Here is a 22,042-nt window from a genome sequence, read left to right as displayed (position 1 = left end):
TAACGGCTTAGTAATAATTATGTACACTCAGAGCATAAAAAATAATAAGAGTGTGCCATGGATGATTTTATTGGGTTAATAGTGATAGTCATGCTGATTATTGCAACCGGTGCTTTGTGTGGATTAATTGCATTAATACAAGTAAACGGATTAAAGCAAGAAATTGCAGTATTGAGGGCTAAAGTAACTAAATTACAAGCCTCTAAAGCAGCGTCATTTAATAATGTACAGAGTGAAGTAAAAGCCCCTGATTCTAAACTTCAAGCCACTACTATAAATACCGAGCCAACTTTAGCCGTGCAAAGCGCACCCATTGGCACAGCAAAACAAAAGCCTGCAGCGCCTAAAAAAACTAAACCAGCCACGCCTTCATTTATTACCACATTGTTTGAAACATTACGCACTGGCTTTGAGCAGAACTGGATGACGTGGATAGGTGCAATAGCACTTGCCTTTGGTGGCATATTTTTAGCTAAGTACAGTTTAGAGGCAGGGCTTTTATCACCCGTAATGAGGCTTAGTTTAGGTGGCTTATTTGGTCTTGGCTTAATTAGTGTTGCAGGTTACTTACATTATAAACGTATTGTTTTTGAAGGCTTTAACAATTACATACCTGCAGCACTTGCCAGTGGTGGTTTTATTACCTGCTTTGCGTTAACGCTTTTAGCTTACAGTAGCTATCAAATGCTTAGCCCAACAACCGCGTTTATTTTGTTAGCTATTATTGCCATAAGTGCGAGTGTGATGGCACTAACACTTGGCCCATTGCTGGCAGTGCTCGGAATTATTGGTGCTTACAGCGTGCCTATTTGGGTTAATACCGGCAGTAATAATGTATTTGCGTTATTTATGTATGTGGGCTTTGTTAGTTTGTCTGCCTCGTTGGTTGCTCAAAAAGTGCAGCGAGCTTGGCTTTGGTACTTATTATGGGCAGGGCACATTGGTTGGTATTTAGTCGGTTTTATTATTATGCAGATAAAAAGCGACACACCATGGCTGTTTGGTACTTTTGCGTTACTCAGTATTATAGGGCTCATTGTCATACCGCGTTTGGGCTTTAAATTAAGAAACATTGAACATCGTCCGCACTCTTTAAAACGCCTTTTAAAAGTATTACCCGATCACCTCTTATTATTGGCTTTTATAGTCCCGTTAATTTTTACCATGTGTATAAGCTACTACAATTTAGAATGGCAAACCATTGGTGTTTTAAGCATTGGGTTGTTGTTATTTTTAGTACTCAAAAATAGTCGCTGGGATTTATGGCAAGGGCTATCTCTTGTTATTGCTACGCTAATGGTTATAAGTGCAGAGCAAATAAGTTCTTTATCTGCTTTTTTTGATGATGGATTATTTATATTTAAAAGCGAATACGGCCTAGGGTTATTGCTTGGTTTTGGTTTTATGGCCTACGGGCTTTATTTTGGTAAAAAACAGATAAAACGATTAGCCTTTCATATTAGTGCGGCGTTTAGCGTTTTTGTAATGATAAGTACCTTGTATGTACTCATTCCAAATAGCGCATTAAGTACTGCTTACCCTTTTTGGGCTTTTGTATTATTTGTTGTAGCGGCTATTTTAATTAAGTGTGCGCAGCATAATACAACGCTATTTCAGCGCTTTACTTATTGGGTAGGGGCAAATGCTAATATTACCTTAGCTATCACCATGCTATTAAGCGACAGCGGTTTAACCATTGCATTAGCAATTCAAGTACTGTTAATTAGTGTGCTTATAAAACGTTTTAATGTGCCTATGCCGCATTGGCCAATTAAGGCGTTAGTGGCTGCATTATTACTGCGTTTAACGCTCACGCCATGGACACCAAGTTACGAAGCGCTTACATTATTTGGCTTGCACTGGAGCATTATTGTATATCCGCTGTGTACCGCATTATTTTTTGCCGCCGCTAAATGCTATAAAACATCACAATTAAAAGTGTGGTTAGAAGGGGCCGCTCTTCATTGTTTTGCGTTATTTATTACTACCGAAACCAGTTACCAGCTAGTAGGGCATTACCCACAATTTGACTCGCTTAGTTTTTATGAGCAAGTATTACTTACGTGTAATTGGCTTGCGCTGGGCTGTGTTTATTTGCATCGCGCACGTGTTGCGGGGAGCTTAGCAAAACTGTATCAAATTGCAGGGTGTGTATTAGCAGGCGGGGCGGGTTTTATTTCAGTTAAAACACTACTCGACGATAACCCGTTATTAACCTCTATCAATATTGGTGAACTCCCTGTACTAAATTGGCTGTTTTTGCTTTGGTTAGTACCTGCAGGCTTAACGGTGTGGTTATATTCACTTATAAAATCTATAAACGCTAAGGTAGCGCCGTTTGTACTGGGTGTGGCAGGTTTACTTGGCTTAATTGCTATTAATAGTTTTATTCGCCAATACTGGCAAGGGCCTTATATTTATCTATCAAAAGGGGCCACTAATGAAGAGCTGTATAGCTACTCTATTATTTGGCTAATACTAGGCGCCGGTACGGTTATATTAGGGCACCTTAAAAACCAGTTACTCATTCAAAAAATAGGCTTAGGGTTACTTGCAGCGGTAATTGTAAAAGTGTTTTTAATTGATATGGCTAATTTAACTGGGCTGTTAAAAGCGTTTTCGTTTATTGGTTTAGGGCTCTCTTTAGTGGGGTTGAGTTGGTTATTTCAAAAGCTTAGAAGCCGCTCAAAAGTTATATAATATTGATATTTTATAAAGCAAAGCCCAGTAAATATACTGGGCTTTGCTTACTCAGCTCTGAGTAACTAACAAAATTAAGTACTGTGATTAAGCAGTGCTTTTAACTTTCCTGGTTTAATAGGTTTACTTAAGTAATGAATATTAGCCGCTTTGGTTTCTTGTTTTAGCTCGGTGTCGCGCACTGCGGTAATTAAAATAGCCGGAATATCGCCTTGCCATATTTCTCTAAGCGTTTTAATTAAAGTGATGCCATCGCACTCATTGCCTAACTGGTAGTCCATTAAAATAACATCGGGTGCGCTATGTGCTTTAGCATGCGACATTACACTTTCTACATTATCGAACAGGGTATAATTGGCTTGCCACTTTTTAAGTAAACTTGCCATGGCTGCTAGGTTTTCTGGATCGTCGTCAACGGCAATAATATTTATTGCTGTGCGGTTTTCTATTAGGTTACTCGCTGCACTTTTTTGCTGTACAAACTGGGCGTCGCCGTAAGGTACGTCAATACTAAAGCGGCTTCCTTTATTTGGTACAGAATGCACGCTTAGCGGCAAGCTAAGCAGGTCGGCCATACGCTTTACTACCCCAAGGCCTAGCCCAACACCTTTGTTATCGCCTGACTCGACACGGTAAAAATCATTAAATATTTTGGCTTGTTCAACGTCGCTAATACCAGGCCCTGTATCCCAAACTTCAATCCGTAAGCTGTGTTTTCGGTTTCTACATGCAACTACTACACGGCCCGAATCTGTATATTTAACAGCATTAGACACTAAGTTTTGGATAATTCGGCGAAGGTAGGTAATGTCGCTATGTACAACTTGCGCCTTAGATCGCACGGTGAGCTTAAGGCCTTTATCGCTTGATAAAATAGCGTACTCACTTTTTAGCGGCGCTAAAATGTCTTCAATGTAAAAGTGGCGCGGTGTGGGGGTCATTGCGCCTTGTTCTAGTTTGGCTATTTCAAGCAAGGCTGACATTAAATGTACAGTTGAATCGAGGCTGTCGCCAAGCTTGTTAAAGTTATTAGCATTAGTGGCATCAAGCTGTTTTTCGTCAATGGCAGCAAGGTATAAACGTGCAGCATTAAGCGGTTGTAAAATATCGTGGCTAGCGAGTGCTAAAAAACGTGTTTTACTGTCGTTTGCTTGTTCTGCCTCTTTTTTTGCTAAAGTGAGTGCTTCCTCCGTTTGTACTCGGCTATCTATTTGCGCTTGTAAGTCTTTATTTATTGTTTGTACTTCTTGGGTTCGGGCCTCAATACGGTTTTCTAGATCCATATTGATTTCTTCAAGCGCATTTTGCGTGCTTATGTGAGTTGTGATATCGGAAAAGCTCGTTACAAACCCGCCATCAGGTAGCGGATTACCTATCATCTCAAACACTTGGCCATTACGGCGATGACGAATAAAGTGATGAGAGCTGCCGTTTTTTAAATGCTGCACACGTTTTTCTATTTGGCGTTCTATTTCGCCAGGCCCACATTCACCGCGTTTAGCGTTATACCTAATAATATCTTCTATAGGTTGGCCAACTTCTAAAAAACCCTCAGGGTAGTTAAACATGGCACTGTAGCGCTTATTCCATGCCACGAGCTTTAAGTTTTTATCAACAACCGAAATTCCATGGCTTAAGTTTTCTAAAGAGGTAAATAATAGGTTTTGGTTAAATTGCAGCGCTTGTGTGGTTTCATCAAAAAAGTTAACAACCTCTTCAAATGCCATACGTTTTCCCGACGATACCGTATGAATAAGGGCTTGTGCAGATGACGCACCTAAAACACCGGTTAACGCGCGCTCGCAATAGGCAATAAATTCGGGCTCTGGGTGGGCGTTGTTGTCGTTTAAATGATGTGCAAGTGCATAATGTGCCAAAATCTGTTGGCTGCGTTGTATGCCCAAAAAGGTTTGCAGTAATATTTTAAAGTCGTAAACCGTGGCTTTAACATTTTTGTTTAAGCGGCGCGATAAAATGGCCTGATCTTTTGGGTTTACAAATGCAGCGGCCTGAATTTTGTCAATAAGACGCTCTTCAGCTCCCAATGAAAAGCTAATGTAGCAGCCAATATTTGCAAATAATGCTATTAGTGTTCCTCGGGTTATTAATGTTTGTTGTAGTTCACTATTTAACGTATTACCGGCGTCTAAAATGGGGAGCATTAAAAACAGCACCCAGCAAGTTATTCCGGCTAAAAGGCCTGCATACACGCCATAGGCATGGCCTTTTCGCCAATATAACCCCCCCACTATTGAGGGCAATAATTGAGTAACCAACGAAAAGGCAACTAAGCCCATACTGGCCAGTGCGCTGCTATGGCCAAACCATTGCTGATAAAAGTAAGCCAAAATTAAAATACCGGCAATGGTAAAACGCCTGACTAATAAAATTTGTGCCTTATAGCTGGTGGTAATTAAATTTCGCTTAAACTTTCGGCGCAGTATTAATGGCAGTACAACATCGTTAGAGATCATGGTACTTAGGGTCAGTGTTGCAACCACAATCATGGCCGTTGCAGCCGATAAGCCACCAATAAATACAAAGGTCGTTAAAAAGGCGTTGTCGTTAATTAATGGCAGTGCCAGTACAAAGCTATCTGGCGAATAGCCAATACCAATGCTTGGATGAATAGCGGCAGTGGCTATAGGTAAAATCATTGCTGCGGTTAGCAATAAATAAAGCGGAAACGCCCAGCGAGCGGTGTTTAAATGGCGCTTATTTTGGTTGTCGACCACGGTTACATGAAACTGGCGTGGTAAACAAATAATAGCCGCCGCTGCCATGAGCGATTGGCCAATAAAGTTAAAACTAAAAAAGTTAAAGTTGCTCCAGTGCGACCAAGCAGATTCAGTCAACTGGGACGATGTAGCCTCGGGTAGATTAAACAACGTATAAATTGCTAGCCCTGCCACAGCCATTAATGCAAAAAGTTTGATTAAAGATTCGAATGCAACAGCGAGCATTAACCCAGAGCGATATTCGGTTACGTCTACTTTGCGGGTGCCAAAAAATATTGCAAATAATGCCATGATGAGTGTGGCAGAAAGTGCCAGCATATCGCCTGATATTTTATTGCTGTTTTGCAATAGCAAAAAGCTAGTGCTTAGCGCTTTAAGTTGTAACGCAATGTAGGGGATCGTTGCCAGCAGGGCTATAAGAGTAACCATAATAGCGGTGGTTTGGCGTTTGCCATACCGCGCTGAAATGAAGTCAGCAATGGTGGTAATGTTTTGTTTTTTACTCACCAAAACTAATTTACGCAAAAATCCTTGCCCGAAAAAAAACAATAAGGCAGGCCCCAGTAAAATAGGTAAGTAGCTCCAACTGCTGGTGGCCGCGGTACCTACTGAGCCGTAATAGGTCCAAGAGGTACAGTAAATACCAATTGCAAACGAATACACAAAAGGGTGATGACTAATACGCTTTGCCAAAGGCGTGGTTTTATCACCCCAGTTAGCGAGCCAAAACAGTACCCCTATATACCCTAATGCAACAATTATCAGAACGGCAGTCATGTTGTTATTAACCCTTATTATTTTTAAATGCCCCTCAACCCAAGAGGCCATTACACAATACCAGAACTGAGCTTAAGTGTGAGGGCTGATTTTATATTGTTTAATAAAACTTAAATTTATCTTACTGAATAATAACAATAAAAAATAAAGTCGGCCGCGTATTAGACTAATGTCGCATTTATGAGTTGCTCGGTAACTAGGCAACAAACATAGCAGGTGCTGTGAGCGTAACATGCTGATATTAAATAAAAAGAACAGCTTTCATCAAGCAGGTTAAATACAGTTTACGTAAACGTTAATTAGCTGTTACGACTATGGTCTCAATTCAATATGTGAGCTGCGTTGCTAAATTGATTAGCGAAGATAAAAAACCACCCATCGCGATACTGCGGTGCTTAAAGGGGAAAATAAAAATGGCTTTTAAAGACGAAGAACAAGCAAAAGCTTATTGGGCAGAAAACATTTCACTACTGTTTAAACTACTCGCAGTGTGGTTTGTGGTCTCATTTGGCTTTGGCATATTACTGGTTGATGTACTTAATGAAGTACGTTTTTTTGGGTTTAAACTTGGCTTCTGGTTCTCCCAGCAAGGCGCGATTTACACCTTTGTTGCTTTGATTTTTGTGTACGTTTTCAAAATGAATACGTTAGATAAAAAATACGGCGTAGACGAATAGGAGCTAAGCAATGGATGTTCAAACACTCACATTTATAATCGTCGGTTTAAGCTTTGCGCTTTATATCGGCATTGCAATTTGGGCCCGTGCGGGTTCAACTAACGAATTTTACGTAGCGGGCGGCGGCGTGCCTCCACTTGCTAATGGTATGGCAACCGCANCGATTGGATGAGCGCCGCGTCATTTATTTCTATGGCAGGCATTATTTCGTTCGCAGGGTATGATGGCGGCGTTTACTTAATGGGGTGGACAGGCGGCTATGTATTGCTCGCTATGTGTTTAGCGCCTTACTTACGTAAATTCGGCAAATTCACGGTGCCTGACTTTATTGGTGACCGTTACTACTCGCGCACAGCACGTTTAGTCGCAATTTTATGTGCCATATTCATTTGTTTTACTTACATTGCAGGGCAAATGCGCGGCGTAGGCGTTGTGTTTTCTCGCTTTTTAGAAGTAGAAATTGAAACCGGTGTTTACATTGGCATGGTGATTGTATTCTTCTATGCGGTTCTTGGCGGCATGAAGGGCATTACCTACACGCAAGTAGCGCAGTATTGTGTACTTGTATTTGCCTACCTTGTACCGGCTATTTTTATCTCGATGATGATGACGGGTCACTTTTTTCCACAAACAGGCTTTGGTGCCACATTGAGTGACGGTTCGGGTATGTATGTGCTTGATAAACTTGATGGGTTAAGCGCAGAACTTGGTTTTGCTCAATACACCGAAGGTTCAAAAAGTATGATTGACGTATTTGCCATTACGGGTGCATTAATGGTGGGTACTGCAGGTTTACCACATGTAATTGTTCGCTTTTTCACTGTACCACGCGTGAAAGATACGCGTATCTCAGCAGCATGGACGTTAGTATTTATTGCTATTGTTTATACTACAGCACCGGCGGTTGCCTCATTTGCACGTGTAAACATGATTGACACAATCAATGGTAAAGACGGCAGCGGTACAGCGTATGCAGAAGCGCCAGCATGGATCAAAAACTGGGAACGCACAGGCCTAATCACGTTTAATGATAAAAATGGTGACGGCAAAATGTTCTACACAGCAGGTAAAATAGAAGATCCAAATAGCGCAAATGAAGTAAAAGTAGACCGCGATATTATGGTATTGGCTAATCCTGAGATAGCTAATTTACCTGCATGGGTTGTTGCACTTGTAGCCGCAGGGGGGATTGCTGCAGCACTGTCGACAACAGCGGGTTTACTACTGGTTATTTCGACTTCTGTTTCGCACGATTTACTCAAACGTACTCTGAAACCCGATATAAGTGATAAACAAGAGCTACTGGCCGCACGATTAGCCGCGATGATTGCCATTGTTATATCTGCTTACTTTGGTATTAATCCGCCTGGCTTTGTAGCGTCGGTGGTGGCCTTTGCCTTTGGTTTAGCCGCGGCGAGTTTCTTCCCAGCAATTATCATGGGAATATTCTCTAAAACAATGAACAGAGAAGGCGCTATTGCAGGCATGATAACGGGTATTGGTTTTACCGCTGCGTATATTATCTTCTTTAAATTTGTGAGCCCAGAGCTTAACAGCCCAGAGAACTGGTTCTTAGGTATTTCGCCTGAAGGTATAGGTTTAGTCGGTATGGTAATTAACTTTGTTGTTGCTGCCGTAGTACTGAAATTCACTCAGCCAACACCAGTTGAAATACAAGAAATGGTAGAAGGTATTCGTAATCCTAAAGGGTCGGCAGAAGCGCACGCGCATTAAGCCAACTTATATGTAAAGTACCAAAAGCCCGACTTTAGTCGGGCTTTTTATTTGTATAAATAATGAGTACATTGGTGCTGTGTATACTTTTTAGTGAGTGTAACAATGAGTGTAGAACAACAAGAAGTGGCCCAATATGTTTACCTTCAGGCGCCATTTAGCATGCTTGATAGCAGTGCTTGCGACTATTTTGTAAACCATCTTGATGTTATTTATTTAACGCGAGAAAATCAGGCGCAGTGGCTGCAAAGTGAACACCCAAAGCTATTTTTAATTCGTTCAGGCCTTTACGATTTAGTTGATGCAAAAGGCAATGTAGTAACGCGTTTAGCGCAAGGTGATTATTTTGGTTTTCCCTCGCTTTTAACCGGCGAGGCCATACAAAATAAATTGGCGGTTCAAAAAGAGGGCATAGTGTATATGCTCAACCAAGAACACTTTGATTTTTTACGCCGAGAGTACAAACCGTTTGAGCAATATTTTGTAAGAGCTCACGCAAACCGTTTACTCTCATCACATTATAAAAGTAAAAACGACAGTTGGTCAGAGCGCAGAATATCTGAACTCATGACCCGCACAGCCATTACACTTTCGCCCGATGCGAGTATTCGCCAAAGCGCTAAAAAAATGAAAGAGCACGGTGTATCGTCAATCATGGTTATTCAACATGCCCATTTAGTTGGCGTGGTCACAGACCGCGATTTGCGTAATCGTGTGCTTGCCGACGAAGTCGACCCACAAGATGCAGTTAGTAGCATAATGACCACAAATCCTAAATTTATATTTGAAAACAACCGTGTTTTTTCTGCACTACATTTAATGCTCAAATATAATATTCACCACTTGCCAGTGCTTGATGAAAGCCATAATCCTATAGGTATGCTTACTAGCACTGATTTACTGCGCCAACAAAAAAGTGACCCTGTGCAACTCATTGGCCGCATTTATAAAGCGCATAACGTGACCGATTTAAAACGTTACGCAAAAGAGGTACCCGATTTACTTAAGAGCTTTTCTCATAATATCGACGATATTTCACTTATTGGAAAACTACTAAGTGGATTAACCGATGCGCTAACATCGCGCTTGATCAGGTTATTTCAAGAAGATCATGGCGCAGCGCCAACCAGTTTTAGCTTTATTTGTTTTGGCTCACAGGCACGAGAAGAGCAAACACTGCACTCGGATCAAGATAACGGCCTACTGCTTCCCAACGATTTAACCCAAGAACAACATGCTTATTTTAAAAAAATGGGAGAGTTTGTTTGTGAGCATTTAGTTGAATGCGGTATTAGGCGTTGCCCTGGTAACATTATGGCAAGTAGTGATTTATGCCGCATGAGCGTAAACGATTGGTCGGAGCGTTTTTTTAAATGGATAAAAAGCCCAACTCCCGAAGCCATGCTTAACTGTAAAATATTTTTTGATTTACGTTTTATAGAAGGATCAAATTCGTTATACACCGCATTTTGTGAGCAATTAGTGCGTATATCGCGAAACGATTTATTTTATGCTGCCATGGCGACCGATATAAATAACAACAGCGTGCCCATAGGGCTGTTTAACAAGTTTAAAACACAAAAAGATGACAACAACCATAAATACATAGACTTGAAAAAACGCGGCGTGGTGATTATTAACGACATTGTGCGTTTATACGCATTAAAAGCCGGTATCAAACGTGCTAACACTCAAGAGCGCCTAGAAGCATTATTAAAGTATAACCTCATCAATAAAGACGATATTTACAACTTAAAAGACTGTTGGCGTTTTTTAACCCAACTGCGCTTAAGTACACAAATAAATGAAGAAGGGCTCCCAAGTAACTGCATAAACCCTAACAAGTTAAACTCATTAGAGCGTCATCAGCTTAAAGAGGCTTTTTATCTGGTAAAACAAGCACAGCAAGGCGCGGCGTTTAAATTTGCGCGAGGCAGTTTGTGAGGCTCACATGGTAAAAACGCTACTTACGCGGTATATAAAACGCCGTCAACTACTGGCACAAAATGCATTATCGCAGCGCTATTTAGTGATTGATTTAGAGCTCACGGGGCTTGACCCAAAACAGCACGAAATAGTGTCGGTTGCATGGGTTGTGATTGATAATCAATGTATAAAAATGAGTGAGTCGCAGCATTTTATTAATAAAGACGTAAAAAGCCTAGAACAAAGCCCTATTTTTCATGGCATTAGTAACGAGGCCATTACTAATGGGCGTAGCTTAAACAGTATTTTAAAAAGCTTAAGCGCCCATTTTAACGATTGTATTTTAGTGTTCCATAATGCAGCTCTTGATTGGGGGTTTTTAAAAGTTGCTTTAAAACAAGCCAATATAACCACCCGCCCTAAACTAATACTCGATACCCTCCACATAGAAAAAAAGCGGCTACTTAACCAATCAACTGAAATAAAACAAGACGATTTAACCCTAAACGCATGCCGCACTCGCTATGAGTTACCAAGCTATCATTGCCATCATGCGCTTACCGATGCACAAGCGACAGCTGAGCTGCTTTTAGCCCAATGTCATCAAATAAGTTGTGGTAAAAAGCTAAAAGTAGGTGAGCTGACGTAGGTTGGCTGAAGGCGGGGGGATGCCGCGCGAGATAAACTCCCGCTTACAATAAAGAGCAGTTTACTTTTATAGTTATTAGTATGACTATAGGTACAGTTATATCGTCATTATTTAACTGATTACTCCAAGTTACTCCAAGGAACGAATATGAAACTTATTATTACTATTTTTCTACTCTTTTCACCACTTATCACTTTTGCTAATTCAAGCGTGCCTGCTAATCGTCATATTGCAATGCAGGGCACTGCAGAGGTATTAGCAAAGCCCGATATGGCTCAAGTTTCTTTTGAAGTAATAAGCTTTAAAGACAAATCACTTGATGCTAAACGTGATGTTGATAACCGAGTGAATTTGTTACTTAAAGGGTTAAGCAAGTATGGTGTTAAGGAGACTGATGTTTTTGCTTCGAGCCTGTTAACTCATAATGATGACGATATGTTTAATGTTGAGAGTGGTACAGCAATTAATGCAGGGTATGTAGCAACAAGAACACTTAAAGTAACATTAAGAGATATTGAAAAAGTGAACGATTTTATCGATTTTGCACTAAGTGTAAAAATTAATGAAGTGACGAATATTGAGCTTATGTCTTCAAAAGCTGCGCAATTAGAAGCTGAAGCAACACAAGGCGCAATAGAAAACGCTATAGTTAAAGCAAGCGAACTTGCTAAAGCATTTGGGGCAGAACTTGGACAAATTTACAGTATTAATTCAAATTTTAACCGTTCAAGTTATGGTTATGGCGCAGATAGTTTTGAGCGAATAGTTGTGACCGGCTCTAAAGTTACTAGAAATTCATTCGAGCAAGGTAGATACCTGCAAGAAACGATTACATTTAAATCATCTATAAACGTGGTGTTTGATTTAGAGATAAAATAACAATTAGGGTAGGAGGCATTAGAGTAATGGAATTAAATTATTTTTATATTGGGTTTGGTGTCATTGTATTACTGAACGTCATCGTTAGTGTTCTTCTGATAAAGCGCGATGATTTAGAGGTGTTTCAAAAAGTAGTGCAAGTAATATTGGTTTGGTTAATTCCGTTTTTTGCTGCGGTTGGCTTATGGTTATTTTATCGCTCACAGGATAAGCCCAAAAGTCCGCCTAAAAGCTTTGGTGGAGGAACATCTTCTGGTACGAGCACATACAACGGCAGCGGGCTATGAACAAGTTTTAATGTGAGTGATAGGGGGTTATTTTAAACGTTAATTTAAAGTTTCTGATCGCCCCCTCTTATAATCAGGCGCAAGGTCGATTACAATACAACCATCTAAAAGGCACATAGCCTTTATCTGCACGCTAAAAGAGTGGATTTTATATTTCATGGCAATCAAACTTGCAATTAATGGTTTTGGTCGTATTGGTCGAAATATTGTCCGCGCGTTATACGAGTCAGGTTTGAGCAACGAGATTAAAATTGTTGCGATTAACGAACTTGCTGACCCTGAAGCTATTGCTCATTTATTAAAATACGACACGTCCCACGGTCGTTTTTCTTTTCCTGTAAAACTTGGTGAAGACACCATTAGTGTGGCAGGCGATACCATTGCACTTTTTTGTGAAGAAAACCCAGTAGAGTTACCTTGGCAAACCCTTGATGTAGACGTTGTACTTGAATGTACCGGTGTTTATCACTCGCGTGAGCATGCACAATTACACATTACCGCTGGTGCTAAAAAGGTGTTGTTTTCGCATCCGGCTGATAACGACGTAGATGCCACTATTGTTTACGGCATAAACGACGATGAGCTTAAAAGCGAGCACACTATTGTATCTAGCGGCTCGTGTACTACTAACTGTGTAGTGCCAGTTATAAAGGTTTTAGATGATGCGTTTGGTATTGAGTCGGGTGCTATTACTACCATTCACGCGTCGATGAACGATCAACAAGTGATTGACGCGTACCATCATGATTTACGCCGTACCCGTGCTGCGAGTCAGTCTATTATTCCGGTAGATACAAAACTTGCGCGTGGTATAGACCGCATATTACCTAAATTTGAAGGCCGCTTTGAAGCCATTGCTGTGCGTGTACCAACAATTAATGTTACGGCGATGGATTTAAGTGTAACGGTTAACGCCGATGTTGATTTAAATGCAGTAAATAATGCACTCAAAGCACAAGCGAAAGACCGCTTAGAAGGTATTTTAAGTTACACCGAAGAGCCGCTTGTATCGGTTGATTTTAATCACGATCCACATTCTTGTATTATTGATGGCACACAGACACGTGTTAGTCACAAACGGCTGATAAAGTTACTTGTTTGGTGTGATAACGAGTGGGGATTTGCAAACCGTATGCTCGACACCGCGCGTGCGATGGTTGCTGTAAGCCACTAATTTTATATTTAGTATAATAATTTAAAACGTATTTTTCAGGTTCAGTATCGTTAACTAAGGAGATATTCATGTCGGTCATAAAAATGGCAGATTTAGATTTAAACGGCAAACGCGTATTAATTCGTGAAGATTTAAATGTACCAGTTAAAGCAGGTAAAGTGACGTCAGATGCGCGTATTCGCGCTGCACTACCTACTATTAAATTAGCGCTTGAGAAAGGTGCTAAAGTAATGGTTATGTCACACCTAGGCCGTCCTACGGAAGGGGAATACGATGAAGAATACTCGCTTGCCCCTGTAGCTGACTATTTAAACGATGCCTTAGAGCAAACAGTACGTCTTGAAAAAGACTACTTAAATGGCGTAGATGTAGCTGATAACGAAGTGGTTGTATTTGAAAACGTGCGCTTTAACAAAGGCGAGAAGAAAAACGACGAAACGTTATCAAAACAACTTGCAGCATTATGTGATGTATACGTAATGGATGCCTTTGGTACAGCTCACCGCGCACAAGCCTCTACTCATGGCGTTGGCTTATTTGCAGATGTAGCCTGTGCAGGCCCATTACTATCGGCTGAACTTGAAGCACTAGGCAAAGCACTTGATAACCCTGCTCGCCCATTAGTGGCTATTGTTGGTGGTTCAAAAGTTTCAACTAAACTAACAGTATTAGACTCGCTTTCTAAAATTGTAGATCAGCTAGTAACAGGCGGCGGGATTGCTAATACGTTTATTGCAGCTGCAGGCAACCCGGTAGGTAAATCACTTTTTGAAGCTGATTTAATGGATGAAGCAAATCGTCTATGTGCAGCAGCTAAAGCAAACGATGGTGAAATTCCAGTTCCTACCGATGTAGTTGTAGGTAATGAGTTTTCAGAGTCAGCAGTTGCTACGCTTAAAGATGTAAGCGAAGTAACTAGTGACGATATGATTTTTGATATTGGCCCAGATACTGCCAGCCAACTTGCTAAAATTATTGCAAATGCTGGCACGGTGGTATGGAATGGTCCTGTAGGTGTATTTGAGTTCGATCAGTTTGGTAACGGCACACGTGCTATTGCTCAAGCAATTGCTAACTCAAACGCATTTTCAATTGCGGGTGGCGGTGATACCTTAGCTGCAATTGATAAATACGGCATTGCCGATAAAGTTTCTTACATTTCTACCGGTGGTGGTGCGTTCTTAGAGTTTTTAGAAGGCAAAAAACTTCCAGCAGTGGAAATGCTAGAGTCGCGTGCTAAATAAATTTATTTAGCCGTGTAAGGTGAGGGGAAACCCTCGCCGACAATTAGTTATTAAATACCTCTCACCCTAATTTAATAACTGATTTTGACGTAATTTTACTGCTGAGCAGTGATTTTTCGTGGTGTTATTCAAACGCCAAACTAACACATCCGTTCAAACTAGATGGCAGTGAAATGCTATCGATAAATTGGAGAATACCCAATGGCTTTAATCAGTATGCGACAACTTTTAGATCATGCAGCTGAGCATGGTTACGGCGTCCCCGCTTTTAACGTGAATAACCAAGAGCAAATGCGCGCAATAATGGAAGCGGCTGACAAAACAAACAGCCCAGTAATCGTTCAAGGATCAGCGGGCGCACGTGCTTACGCCGGTGCACCATTTATTCGCCATATGATTTTAGCAGCCGTTGAAGAGTGGCCACATATCCCCGTGGTAATGCATCAAGATCACGGCACCTCACCGGGTGTTTGTCAGCGTTCAATCCAACTTGGTTTTTCATCAGTAATGATGGATGGCTCGTTAATGAGTGATGGTAAAACGCCTTCAAGCTATGAATACAACGTTGAAGTTACTCGCGAAACCGTTGCTATGGCACATGCCTGTGGCGTATCGGTTGAGGGCGAGTTAGGTGTATTAGGTTCACTTGAAACAGGTGAAGCCGGTGAAGAAGATGGTGTTGGCGCAGAGGGTAAATTAACGACCGACCAAATGCTAACTGACCCTGAAGAAGCAGCAGACTTTGTAAATAAAACCCATGTTGATGCCCTTGCTATTGCATGTGGTACATCGCACGGGGCTTACAAATTTACACGCCCACCAACGGACGATATTTTAGCAATTGATCGTATTAAAGCGATTCACGCTCGAATTCCAAACACGCATTTAGTAATGCATGGATCGTCGTCTGTACCACAAGAATGGTTAGAGATCATAAACCAGTACGGTGGCGAGATTCCTGAAACCTACGGTGTGCCAGTTGAGCAAATTGTTGAAGGTATTAAGCACGGTGTTCGTAAGGTAAATATTGATACCGATTTACGTTTAGCGTCTACAGGTGCTATTCGTCGTCATTTAGCGCTTAACCCATCTAACTTTGATCCACGTAAATATCTAGCAGAAGCCACAAAAGCGATGACAGAGATTTGTGTTGCGCGTTACAACTCGTTTGGAACGGCAGGGCAGGCAGGTAAAATTAAACCAATTTCTCTAGATGACATGCATCTTAAGTACTTAAGCGGCGAGTTAGCACCACAGATCAAATAATCGATCGATTAAACTCATCAATATTTAAAGGCCAGTAATAGTATTACTGGCTTTTTTATTACCAGCCCATAGCAGATCATTCAATTACCAACTGTGTTATTAGGGATCACTCATTTACTAACACAGGCTTTTTTGGATCATTACTTTACTAAGTTAATTAAATTTTTCGTTTTATTTAGCATTAAAAGTAATCAGATCTTTTTTAATTTGCACAAACAATCAACAGCTTAACTTTTTGAGTAGGTAGAGCGTTGATCTCAAAATTGATCACCTTGGTAAAAATCTGATCTTTGAAGTTAAGCTTAGTAAAATCAAGATCTATTCAAATCTGAGTAATTGCAAACATAGGCAGACTTAGTAAAGTAATGATCTCAGTATTCGATCATATTAAAAAGTTAGTTTTGCAAAGTGCTAACACGAGGGTTTATCTAGTTTTTTGTTACCTACATAGATGTAGGTAAGTGGCGTGAGCAGGACGCGGAAGCTTTACCTAGTTTACCTATTCTTATATGTATGTAAGCCACTAGAATAACGCAGAAGCAGTTATCGGGCCCACTAGATTACAAACCTCGCGCCGCGATTAAATAGCCCTAGTTCGAACGAATTTTAATGCGCAAAGAACAACAGACCCTAATAACGTTAATCAATTTTAAAATATATAAATTTGTGACAGGAATGAGGTTTTTATTATTAATTTGGCTTTTTTTTACCCCGATTTTAATTTACACGTTACACTTTCATAAAAATGTAATACTTAGTCATAATAATGAAAACTTATTCGATAGCTTAAGAGATAAATTGGAATGTCACGTAAAGTACTAGTCGTAGACGACGAAGCGCCTATCAGAGAGATGCTTGTTTTTGTATTAGAGCAAAATGGATTTCAGGCAATTGAAGCTGAAGATTATGATTCTGCTATTGCTGCAATGGTTGAGCCTTACCCCGATATGGTATTGCTTGATTGGATGTTGCCTGGCGGAAGCGGTATTCAAATTGCTAAAAAGTTTAAGCAAAACGAGCACACGCGCCAAATACCTATTATTATGCTTACAGCCCGCGGCGAAGAAGAAGATAAAGTACGTGGCTTAGAAGTAGGCGCTGACGATTACGTGACTAAACCGTTTTCGCCAAAAGAATTAATGGCGCGTATTAAAGCGGTTATTCGCCGTGTGTCACCAACGTCTTTAGAAGAAGCTATTGAAGTGCATGGCTTGCGTTTAGACCCAATTTCTCACCGTGTTACCTCTGAAGGTAATGAGCTTGATATGGGGCCAACAGAATTCAGGCTCCTTCACTTTTTTATGACTCATCCTGAACGGGTTTACAGCCGTGAACAATTGTTAGATCATGTGTGGGGAACCAATGTGTATGTTGAAGATCGTACTGTTGATGTTCACATTCGTCGTTTACGCAAAGCAATTGGCCCATTAGGACACGATCGTCTGGTTCAAACCGTTCGTGGTGCAGGGTATCGTTTTTCAAGTAAACTATAACCTACTTCATCACCAGCTTAGTTTTATACGTGTATGACTACTCTAAGGTAAAGTGAGTGTATGTATCGAGTTGTTAATAAACAGGCGTTAATTAAACGCCTGTTTATCTATTTTTTGCCCTTATTATTAATTGGTGTGCTTGTTGGCGCACCTTTTTTGCTTTTATTTTTAGGCTCTTTTTCACTTCTTGTTTGGCATTATCATCAATTATACCGTTTGAGCGATTGGCTTTTAAATCAGCGCAGTTTCAACCCGCCTGAAGGAGAAGGGGCATGGGAGCAGGTGTTTGAAGGTATTTACCATCTGCAACACCGTAACCGTAAAAAACGAAATGAACTGGCCGATTTAATTAGGCGATTTCGTGATGGGGCCGAAGCGGTACCCGATGCCGTTATTGTGCTTCAAAATGATTTAAGCATTGTGTGGTGTAATCAACTGGCGCTTAAAGTGTTAGGACTTCAGTGGCCAACCGATCATGGACAACGTCTTGATAACTTAATACGCGAACCTAAGTTTGCAAAATATATGCACAAGGGGAATTTTGACGAAGCACTAGAGCTTGATAACGGTCATGCTATTGAACAAGTACTTGAGTTTAGGGTAATGCCTTATGCAACCACACAGCTAATGGTTGTGGTGCGCGACGTAACCCGTTTAAAGCAGCTTGAACAAATGCGTAAAGACTTTGTTGCCAATGTGTCGCATGAGTTGCGTACGCCGCTTACGGTGGTTACAGGCTATCTAGAAATGATGGACAGCGATAACTTACCGCCCCCAGCAATGTGGAATAAAGCACAAACGACGATGCTTGAGCAGTGTAAACGCATGGATAGCTTGGTAAGCCAGTTATTATCTCTTTCCCGCATAGAAGGCTCACGCCGACAAGATAACGATAAAGCCATTAATGTGCCCCAGTTACTGGGTTATATTCAAACTGAGGCTCAGTCAATTAACCAAGATAAAGGTCACGAATTAATATTTGATATAGATAGCACACTAGACATTAAAGGCTCTGAAGATGAACTACGCAGTGCGTTTTCTAACCTAGTATTTAATGCTATTCATTACACTAAACCAGGTGGGAAAATACAAGTTAGTTGGCTTCGTAAAAATAATATGGCTTGTTTTACTGTTATTGATAACGGTGATGGTATTGCTGCAGAGCATATTAACCGACTTACTGAGCGCTTTTATCGTGTTGATAAAGCACGAAGCAGAACCACCGGTGGCTCAGGTTTAGGGTTGGCAATTACAAAACATGTATTAACACGACACGATAGTAAATTAAATATTACGAGTGAAGTGGGTAAAGGCTCTTGTTTTTCTTTCTATTTTTCAACAGATAAGATTGTTGATTTGATAAATAAACAACAAGATCCAGTAAAGTCATAAAAGTGTCATTTAAGAGTCATATCATTGTCATGTACTCGCTTTAGAGTGAGCAGCAGTTAGAAAATGGGACGAACAAATCGGAGAACCCACATGAAATTTAAAAACTTAGTTGCCGCAATGGGTGTGGCTGTTACAACTTTCGTATCTGCTCAAGCAGTGGCTTTAGATCAAGACATTCCTGAGTATCAAAAAATCAGCGGCGTATCAGGCAACTTTTCATCAGTAGGTTCTGACACTTTAGCTAACATGATGACTTTTTGGGCTGAAGAGTACAAACGTATTTACCCAAATGTAAACATTCAAATTCAAGCGGCAGGTTCTTCTACAGCACCTCCAGCATTAACCGAAGGTACAGCTAACCTAGGTCCAATGAGCCGTGCAATGAAATCAAAAGAAATCGAAGCGTTTGAAAAACGTTACGGTTACAAACCAACGGCAGTTCGCGTAGCTATTGATGCACTTGCTGTTTACGTACATAAAGATAACCCAATTGAAGGTCTTCGTATTGACCAAGTTGATGCTATTTTCTCATCAACTCGTAAATGTGGTGCGCCAGAGCAAGTTAACCGTTGGAGCGATGTGGGCCTTGAAGGTAGCTGGGCAGCTCGTGATATTCAATTATACGGACGTAACTCTGTATCGGGCACTTACGGTTACTTTAAGAAAAAAGCACTGTGTAAAGGTGACTTCCGCAACAATGTAAACGAGCAACCGGGTTCTGCGTCTGTAGTACAATCAATTTCGTCTTCATTAAATGCAATTGGTTACTCAGGTATTGGTTACAAAACGTCAGGTGTACGTACAGTTCCATTATCTAAAAAAGGTACTAACTTTGTTGATGCAACACTTGATAACGTTGCGCAAGGCAAATACCCACTTTCTCGCTTTTTATACGTATATGTTAATAAGCACCCAAATAAAGCCTTGTCTCCAATGGAAGCTGAATTCTTAAAAATGATTCTTTCAAAAGACGGTCAACAAATTGTAGAAAAAGACGGTTATGTGCCTCTTTCTGCAAAGTTAGTTGAAGTAGAGCTTAAAAAGCTAGGTTTAAAATAATAAATCCAAGCAATAAAAAAACCGCTCATTGATTTACCTGAAAATTACATGGAATAAGTGTTAGGTTGTAATTTTAGACACAAAAAAACCTCAATATTGAGCGGTTTTTTTGTGTCTAAAATTTTAAGCTTGAGGGAATTAAATACCACCTAACTTTTCAGCGCGTGCTTTACATTGATTGTATGTTTCTACACATTTTGCAGAGCACACTTGTTGCTTAAGACCTTCAGCCGTTGTTTGCTGATCACAGGTGCTTTCACAGCGAAAATTTTGTTGAGCACATTGGTTCATCTCAGCATTTTCAACGTGATTCTGACAACCCGCTAAAACAAAAAAAGTGAGGGCAACTACGCTTGTTTTTATTAATATATGCATTTTTAATCCTTAAAGTGAGCTCAATAAATTAAATATCGACCTGCATGTTGTCAATTAATCTAACAGAGCCTAAAAAGGCTGCGGCTAAAATAACAAAATGGTTATCATCGAGTGTAGCAGTTTTTAAGGTATCTCGTTGAGCTATCTCAAAATAGTCTGGTTTTAAGCCAGCTTGCTCTAGGCTTTGTTTAGCGCGAGTTTTAAGCGCGGTGAAATCTTTATTGCCTTGCTTAAGCTGCTCGGCACAATGGGTTAGCGCTTTAAATAAAGCGGTGGCTGTTATTTTTTGCTCGTCTGATAAGTAGCCATTACGTGAACTCATTGCCAAACCAGATATTTCACGCATGGTAGGTACGCCAATAATTTCAACTGGTATAGATAGATCGCGAGTCATCGTTTTAATCACTTGAAGTTGCTGAAAGTCTTTTTCACCAAAGCAAGCGTAGTCAGGTTGCACCAAGTTAAATAGCTTAGTAACAACCGTAGCTACGCCTTTAAAATGCCCAGGGCGCGAACCGCCACAGTACCCAAGTGACACGCCAGGCACGTCAACAAAGCTCTGCTCGCCAAGCCCATTTGGGTAAATTGTGTCTACGCTTGGGGTAAATACTATATCAGTACCTAACTCTGCAAGGCCTTGTTTATCTTCTGATAATGTACGGGGATAATTATCTAAATCTTCGTTAGCACCAAACTGCATCGGGTTTACAAAAATACTAACAACCACTTTATCGGCTACGTTTTTTGCTTTTTCAACGAGTGAAAAGTGTCCTCGATGTAAGTTGCCCATTGTTGGCACAAACGCCACACTTAAGCCTGCTTGTCGCCAGGCTTTAATTTGACTACGTAGTGATTTAATTTCAGTAATTGACTGCATTATTTAAACTCATGTTCAGCGCTTGGAAAAGCGCCACTTTTTACATCGGTACAATATTTCTGAACGGCCGCAGGCATGTTGCCAGTTTCTAATAAAAAGTTTTTTGAAAATTTTGGAATATAACCTGCCGAAATACCGACTAGGTCGTGCATTACTAATATTTGACCGTCGGTCACATTACCCGCACCAATGCCTATGGTTGGAATACTAAGCGCATCAGTGATTCGCTTTGCCAATACACTAGGAATACACTCAAGTACCAATAATTGTGCGCCAGCAGCTTCTAATGCTTTGGCGTCTTCAATCATTTTTTGTGCTTTGTCTTCTTCGCGGCCTTGGATTTTAAAACCGCCAAATACATGCACAGATTGAGGGGTAAGGCCTAAGTGCCCGCACACAGGAATACCTTGTTCAGTAAGCGCTTTAATGCTGTCGTAAAGCCATTCACCACCTTCAAGTTTTACCATGTTTGCACCTGCTCGCATAAGTTCTGCGGCATTTTTACAGGTGTCGTTAACGCTTGAATAAGTCATAAATGGCATATCGGCAATAACAAATAATTCACGGCTTCCTGCACGTACACAGCGAGTATGATAAGCAATATCCTGGTTGGTTACGCCAAGGGTGTCATCACCGCCTTGTAGCACCATACCCAACGAGTCACCGACTAAAATAACGTCAACGCCATTATCATGAAATAACTTTGCAAAGCTCGCATCGTAAGCGGTTAATGCCGTGATTTTGTTATTTTCTGCTTTCATTTTATTTAAAGTAGAAACGGTTATTTTAGACATA

At 40.6% G+C, this 22,042-nt stretch carries 17 protein-coding genes; 13 read left to right on the top strand and 4 right to left on the bottom strand.

Translation table 11 applies throughout. The annotated features are described in order from the left end of the window. The first annotated feature begins 57 nt into the window (after positions 1-57). Complete coding sequence (locus tag ATS71_RS00855) at positions 58-2,700, top strand: DUF2339 domain-containing protein (RefSeq protein WP_058403109.1); 2,643 nt, start codon at positions 58-60, stop codon at positions 2,698-2,700. A 74-nt stretch (positions 2,701-2,774) separates the two neighbouring features. On the opposite strand, the gene ATS71_RS00850 is transcribed toward ATS71_RS00855, so the two are convergent. After that, on the bottom strand, positions 2,775-6,215 hold the full coding sequence (locus tag ATS71_RS00850) for a PAS domain-containing hybrid sensor histidine kinase/response regulator (protein ID WP_058403108.1): 3,441 nt from the start codon (positions 6,213-6,215) through the stop codon (positions 2,775-2,777). Between the two features lie 413 nt (positions 6,216-6,628). Here ATS71_RS00850 and ATS71_RS00845 point away from each other — a divergent pair, with 413 nt between their 5' ends. From ATS71_RS00845 to ATS71_RS00790, 12 genes are all read left to right on the top strand, one after another. Further along, a complete protein-coding gene (locus tag ATS71_RS00845; RefSeq protein ID WP_004586074.1) occupies positions 6,629-6,892 on the top strand; it encodes a DUF4212 domain-containing protein in 264 nt (87 codons plus the stop codon). Positions 6,893-7,053: 161 nt separating this feature from the next. Beyond that, positions 7,054-8,626 (top strand): sodium:solute symporter family protein (locus ATS71_RS00840; RefSeq protein WP_235591388.1); only part of this gene is annotated, 1,573 nt, incomplete at its 5' end. 105 nt (positions 8,627-8,731) lie between these two features. Next, the gene (locus tag ATS71_RS00835) at positions 8,732-10,570 is read left to right on the top strand and encodes a DUF294 nucleotidyltransferase-like domain-containing protein (protein ID WP_058403107.1); all 1,839 of its coding nucleotides are present in this window, start codon (positions 8,732-8,734) and stop codon (positions 10,568-10,570) included. Between the two features lie 7 nt (positions 10,571-10,577). Further along, complete coding sequence (locus ATS71_RS00830) at positions 10,578-11,201, top strand: 3'-5' exonuclease (protein WP_058403106.1); 624 nt, start codon at positions 10,578-10,580, stop codon at positions 11,199-11,201. A gap of 147 nt (positions 11,202-11,348) precedes the next feature. Further along, a complete protein-coding gene (locus ATS71_RS00825; protein ID WP_058403105.1) occupies positions 11,349-12,080 on the top strand; it encodes an SIMPL domain-containing protein in 732 nt (243 codons plus the stop codon). A gap of 26 nt (positions 12,081-12,106) precedes the next feature. After that, positions 12,107-12,367, top strand: coding sequence for a hypothetical protein (locus tag ATS71_RS00820; protein WP_058403104.1), 261 nt, complete (start codon positions 12,107-12,109; stop codon positions 12,365-12,367). 157 nt (positions 12,368-12,524) lie between these two features. Beyond that, positions 12,525-13,541 (top strand): erythrose-4-phosphate dehydrogenase, encoded by a 1,017-nt coding sequence (gene epd / locus ATS71_RS00815; RefSeq protein WP_058403103.1) that lies wholly within the window; start codon positions 12,525-12,527, stop codon positions 13,539-13,541. 68 nt (positions 13,542-13,609) lie between these two features. After that, positions 13,610-14,785 (top strand): phosphoglycerate kinase, encoded by a 1,176-nt coding sequence (locus ATS71_RS00810; protein WP_058403102.1) that lies wholly within the window; start codon positions 13,610-13,612, stop codon positions 14,783-14,785. Positions 14,786-14,986: 201 nt separating this feature from the next. Next, complete coding sequence (gene fba, locus ATS71_RS00805; protein ID WP_058403101.1) at positions 14,987-16,051, top strand: class II fructose-bisphosphate aldolase; 1,065 nt, start codon at positions 14,987-14,989, stop codon at positions 16,049-16,051. Between the two features lie 803 nt (positions 16,052-16,854). After that, positions 16,855-17,544, top strand: a complete 690-nt coding sequence (gene phoB, locus ATS71_RS00800; RefSeq protein WP_006791869.1) for a phosphate regulon transcriptional regulator PhoB — start codon at positions 16,855-16,857, stop codon at positions 17,542-17,544. 60 nt (positions 17,545-17,604) lie between these two features. Next, positions 17,605-18,936 carry a phosphate regulon sensor histidine kinase PhoR gene (gene phoR, locus ATS71_RS00795; RefSeq protein ID WP_058403100.1) on the top strand — a complete coding sequence of 444 codons (1,332 nt, stop codon included), beginning with the start codon at positions 17,605-17,607 and terminating at the stop codon, positions 18,934-18,936. A gap of 90 nt (positions 18,937-19,026) precedes the next feature. Then, positions 19,027-19,995 carry a PstS family phosphate ABC transporter substrate-binding protein gene (locus tag ATS71_RS00790; RefSeq protein ID WP_058403099.1) on the top strand — a complete coding sequence of 323 codons (969 nt, stop codon included), beginning with the start codon at positions 19,027-19,029 and terminating at the stop codon, positions 19,993-19,995. A 138-nt stretch (positions 19,996-20,133) separates the two neighbouring features. On the opposite strand, the gene ATS71_RS00785 is transcribed toward ATS71_RS00790, so the two are convergent. Genes ATS71_RS00785 through panB form a run of 3 tightly spaced genes read right to left on the bottom strand, consistent with a single transcriptional unit; the run spans position 20,134 to position 22,041 of the window. Next, positions 20,134-20,370, bottom strand: coding sequence for a hypothetical protein (locus tag ATS71_RS00785; RefSeq protein WP_058403098.1), 237 nt, complete (start codon positions 20,368-20,370; stop codon positions 20,134-20,136). Between the two features lie 28 nt (positions 20,371-20,398). Continuing rightward, positions 20,399-21,247 (bottom strand): pantoate--beta-alanine ligase, encoded by an 849-nt coding sequence (gene panC / locus ATS71_RS00780; RefSeq protein ID WP_058403097.1) that lies wholly within the window; start codon positions 21,245-21,247, stop codon positions 20,399-20,401. Then, entirely contained in the window at positions 21,247-22,041 is a 795-nt protein-coding gene (gene panB / locus ATS71_RS00775) for a 3-methyl-2-oxobutanoate hydroxymethyltransferase (protein WP_058403096.1), read from the bottom strand. Before panB ends, panC begins: the two co-directional genes overlap by 1 nt. Between the last annotated feature and the right edge of the window lies 1 nt (position 22,042).

Origin of the sequence: Pseudoalteromonas sp. H71 (assembly GCF_001468485.1) — a bacterium.
Taxonomy (GTDB): Bacteria; Pseudomonadota; Gammaproteobacteria; order Enterobacterales; family Alteromonadaceae; genus Pseudoalteromonas.
Note: the sequence above shows the minus strand (reverse complement) of the source record. Positions and strands in the feature narration are given on the sequence as shown.

Bases quoted from the DNA above. Each gene is read 5' to 3' on its own strand.
- phoR (WP_058403100.1), top strand. From the start codon at position 17,605: ATGTATCGAGTTGTTAATAAACAGGCGTTAATTAAACGCCTGTTTATC.
- ATS71_RS00855 (WP_058403109.1), top strand. From the start codon at position 58: ATGGATGATTTTATTGGGTTAATAGTGATAGTCATGCTGATTATTGCA.
- ATS71_RS00850 (WP_058403108.1), bottom strand. From the start codon at position 6,215: ATGACTGCCGTTCTGATAATTGTTGCATTAGGGTATATAGGGGTACTG.
- epd (WP_058403103.1), top strand. From the start codon at position 12,525: ATGGCAATCAAACTTGCAATTAATGGTTTTGGTCGTATTGGTCGAAAT.
- ATS71_RS00810 (WP_058403102.1), top strand. From the start codon at position 13,610: ATGTCGGTCATAAAAATGGCAGATTTAGATTTAAACGGCAAACGCGTA.
- panC (WP_058403097.1), bottom strand. From the start codon at position 21,247: ATGCAGTCAATTACTGAAATTAAATCACTACGTAGTCAAATTAAAGCC.
- ATS71_RS00835 (WP_058403107.1), top strand. From the start codon at position 8,732: ATGAGTGTAGAACAACAAGAAGTGGCCCAATATGTTTACCTTCAGGCG.
- phoB (WP_006791869.1), top strand. From the start codon at position 16,855: ATGTCACGTAAAGTACTAGTCGTAGACGACGAAGCGCCTATCAGAGAG.
- panB (WP_058403096.1), bottom strand. From the start codon at position 22,041: ATGTCTAAAATAACCGTTTCTACTTTAAATAAAATGAAAGCAGAAAAT.
- fba (WP_058403101.1), top strand. From the start codon at position 14,987: ATGGCTTTAATCAGTATGCGACAACTTTTAGATCATGCAGCTGAGCAT.
- ATS71_RS00785 (WP_058403098.1), bottom strand. From the start codon at position 20,370: ATGCATATATTAATAAAAACAAGCGTAGTTGCCCTCACTTTTTTTGTT.
- ATS71_RS00790 (WP_058403099.1), top strand. From the start codon at position 19,027: ATGAAATTTAAAAACTTAGTTGCCGCAATGGGTGTGGCTGTTACAACT.
- ATS71_RS00845 (WP_004586074.1), top strand. From the start codon at position 6,629: ATGGCTTTTAAAGACGAAGAACAAGCAAAAGCTTATTGGGCAGAAAAC.
- ATS71_RS00830 (WP_058403106.1), top strand. From the start codon at position 10,578: ATGGTAAAAACGCTACTTACGCGGTATATAAAACGCCGTCAACTACTG.
- ATS71_RS00820 (WP_058403104.1), top strand. From the start codon at position 12,107: ATGGAATTAAATTATTTTTATATTGGGTTTGGTGTCATTGTATTACTG.
- ATS71_RS00825 (WP_058403105.1), top strand. From the start codon at position 11,349: ATGAAACTTATTATTACTATTTTTCTACTCTTTTCACCACTTATCACT.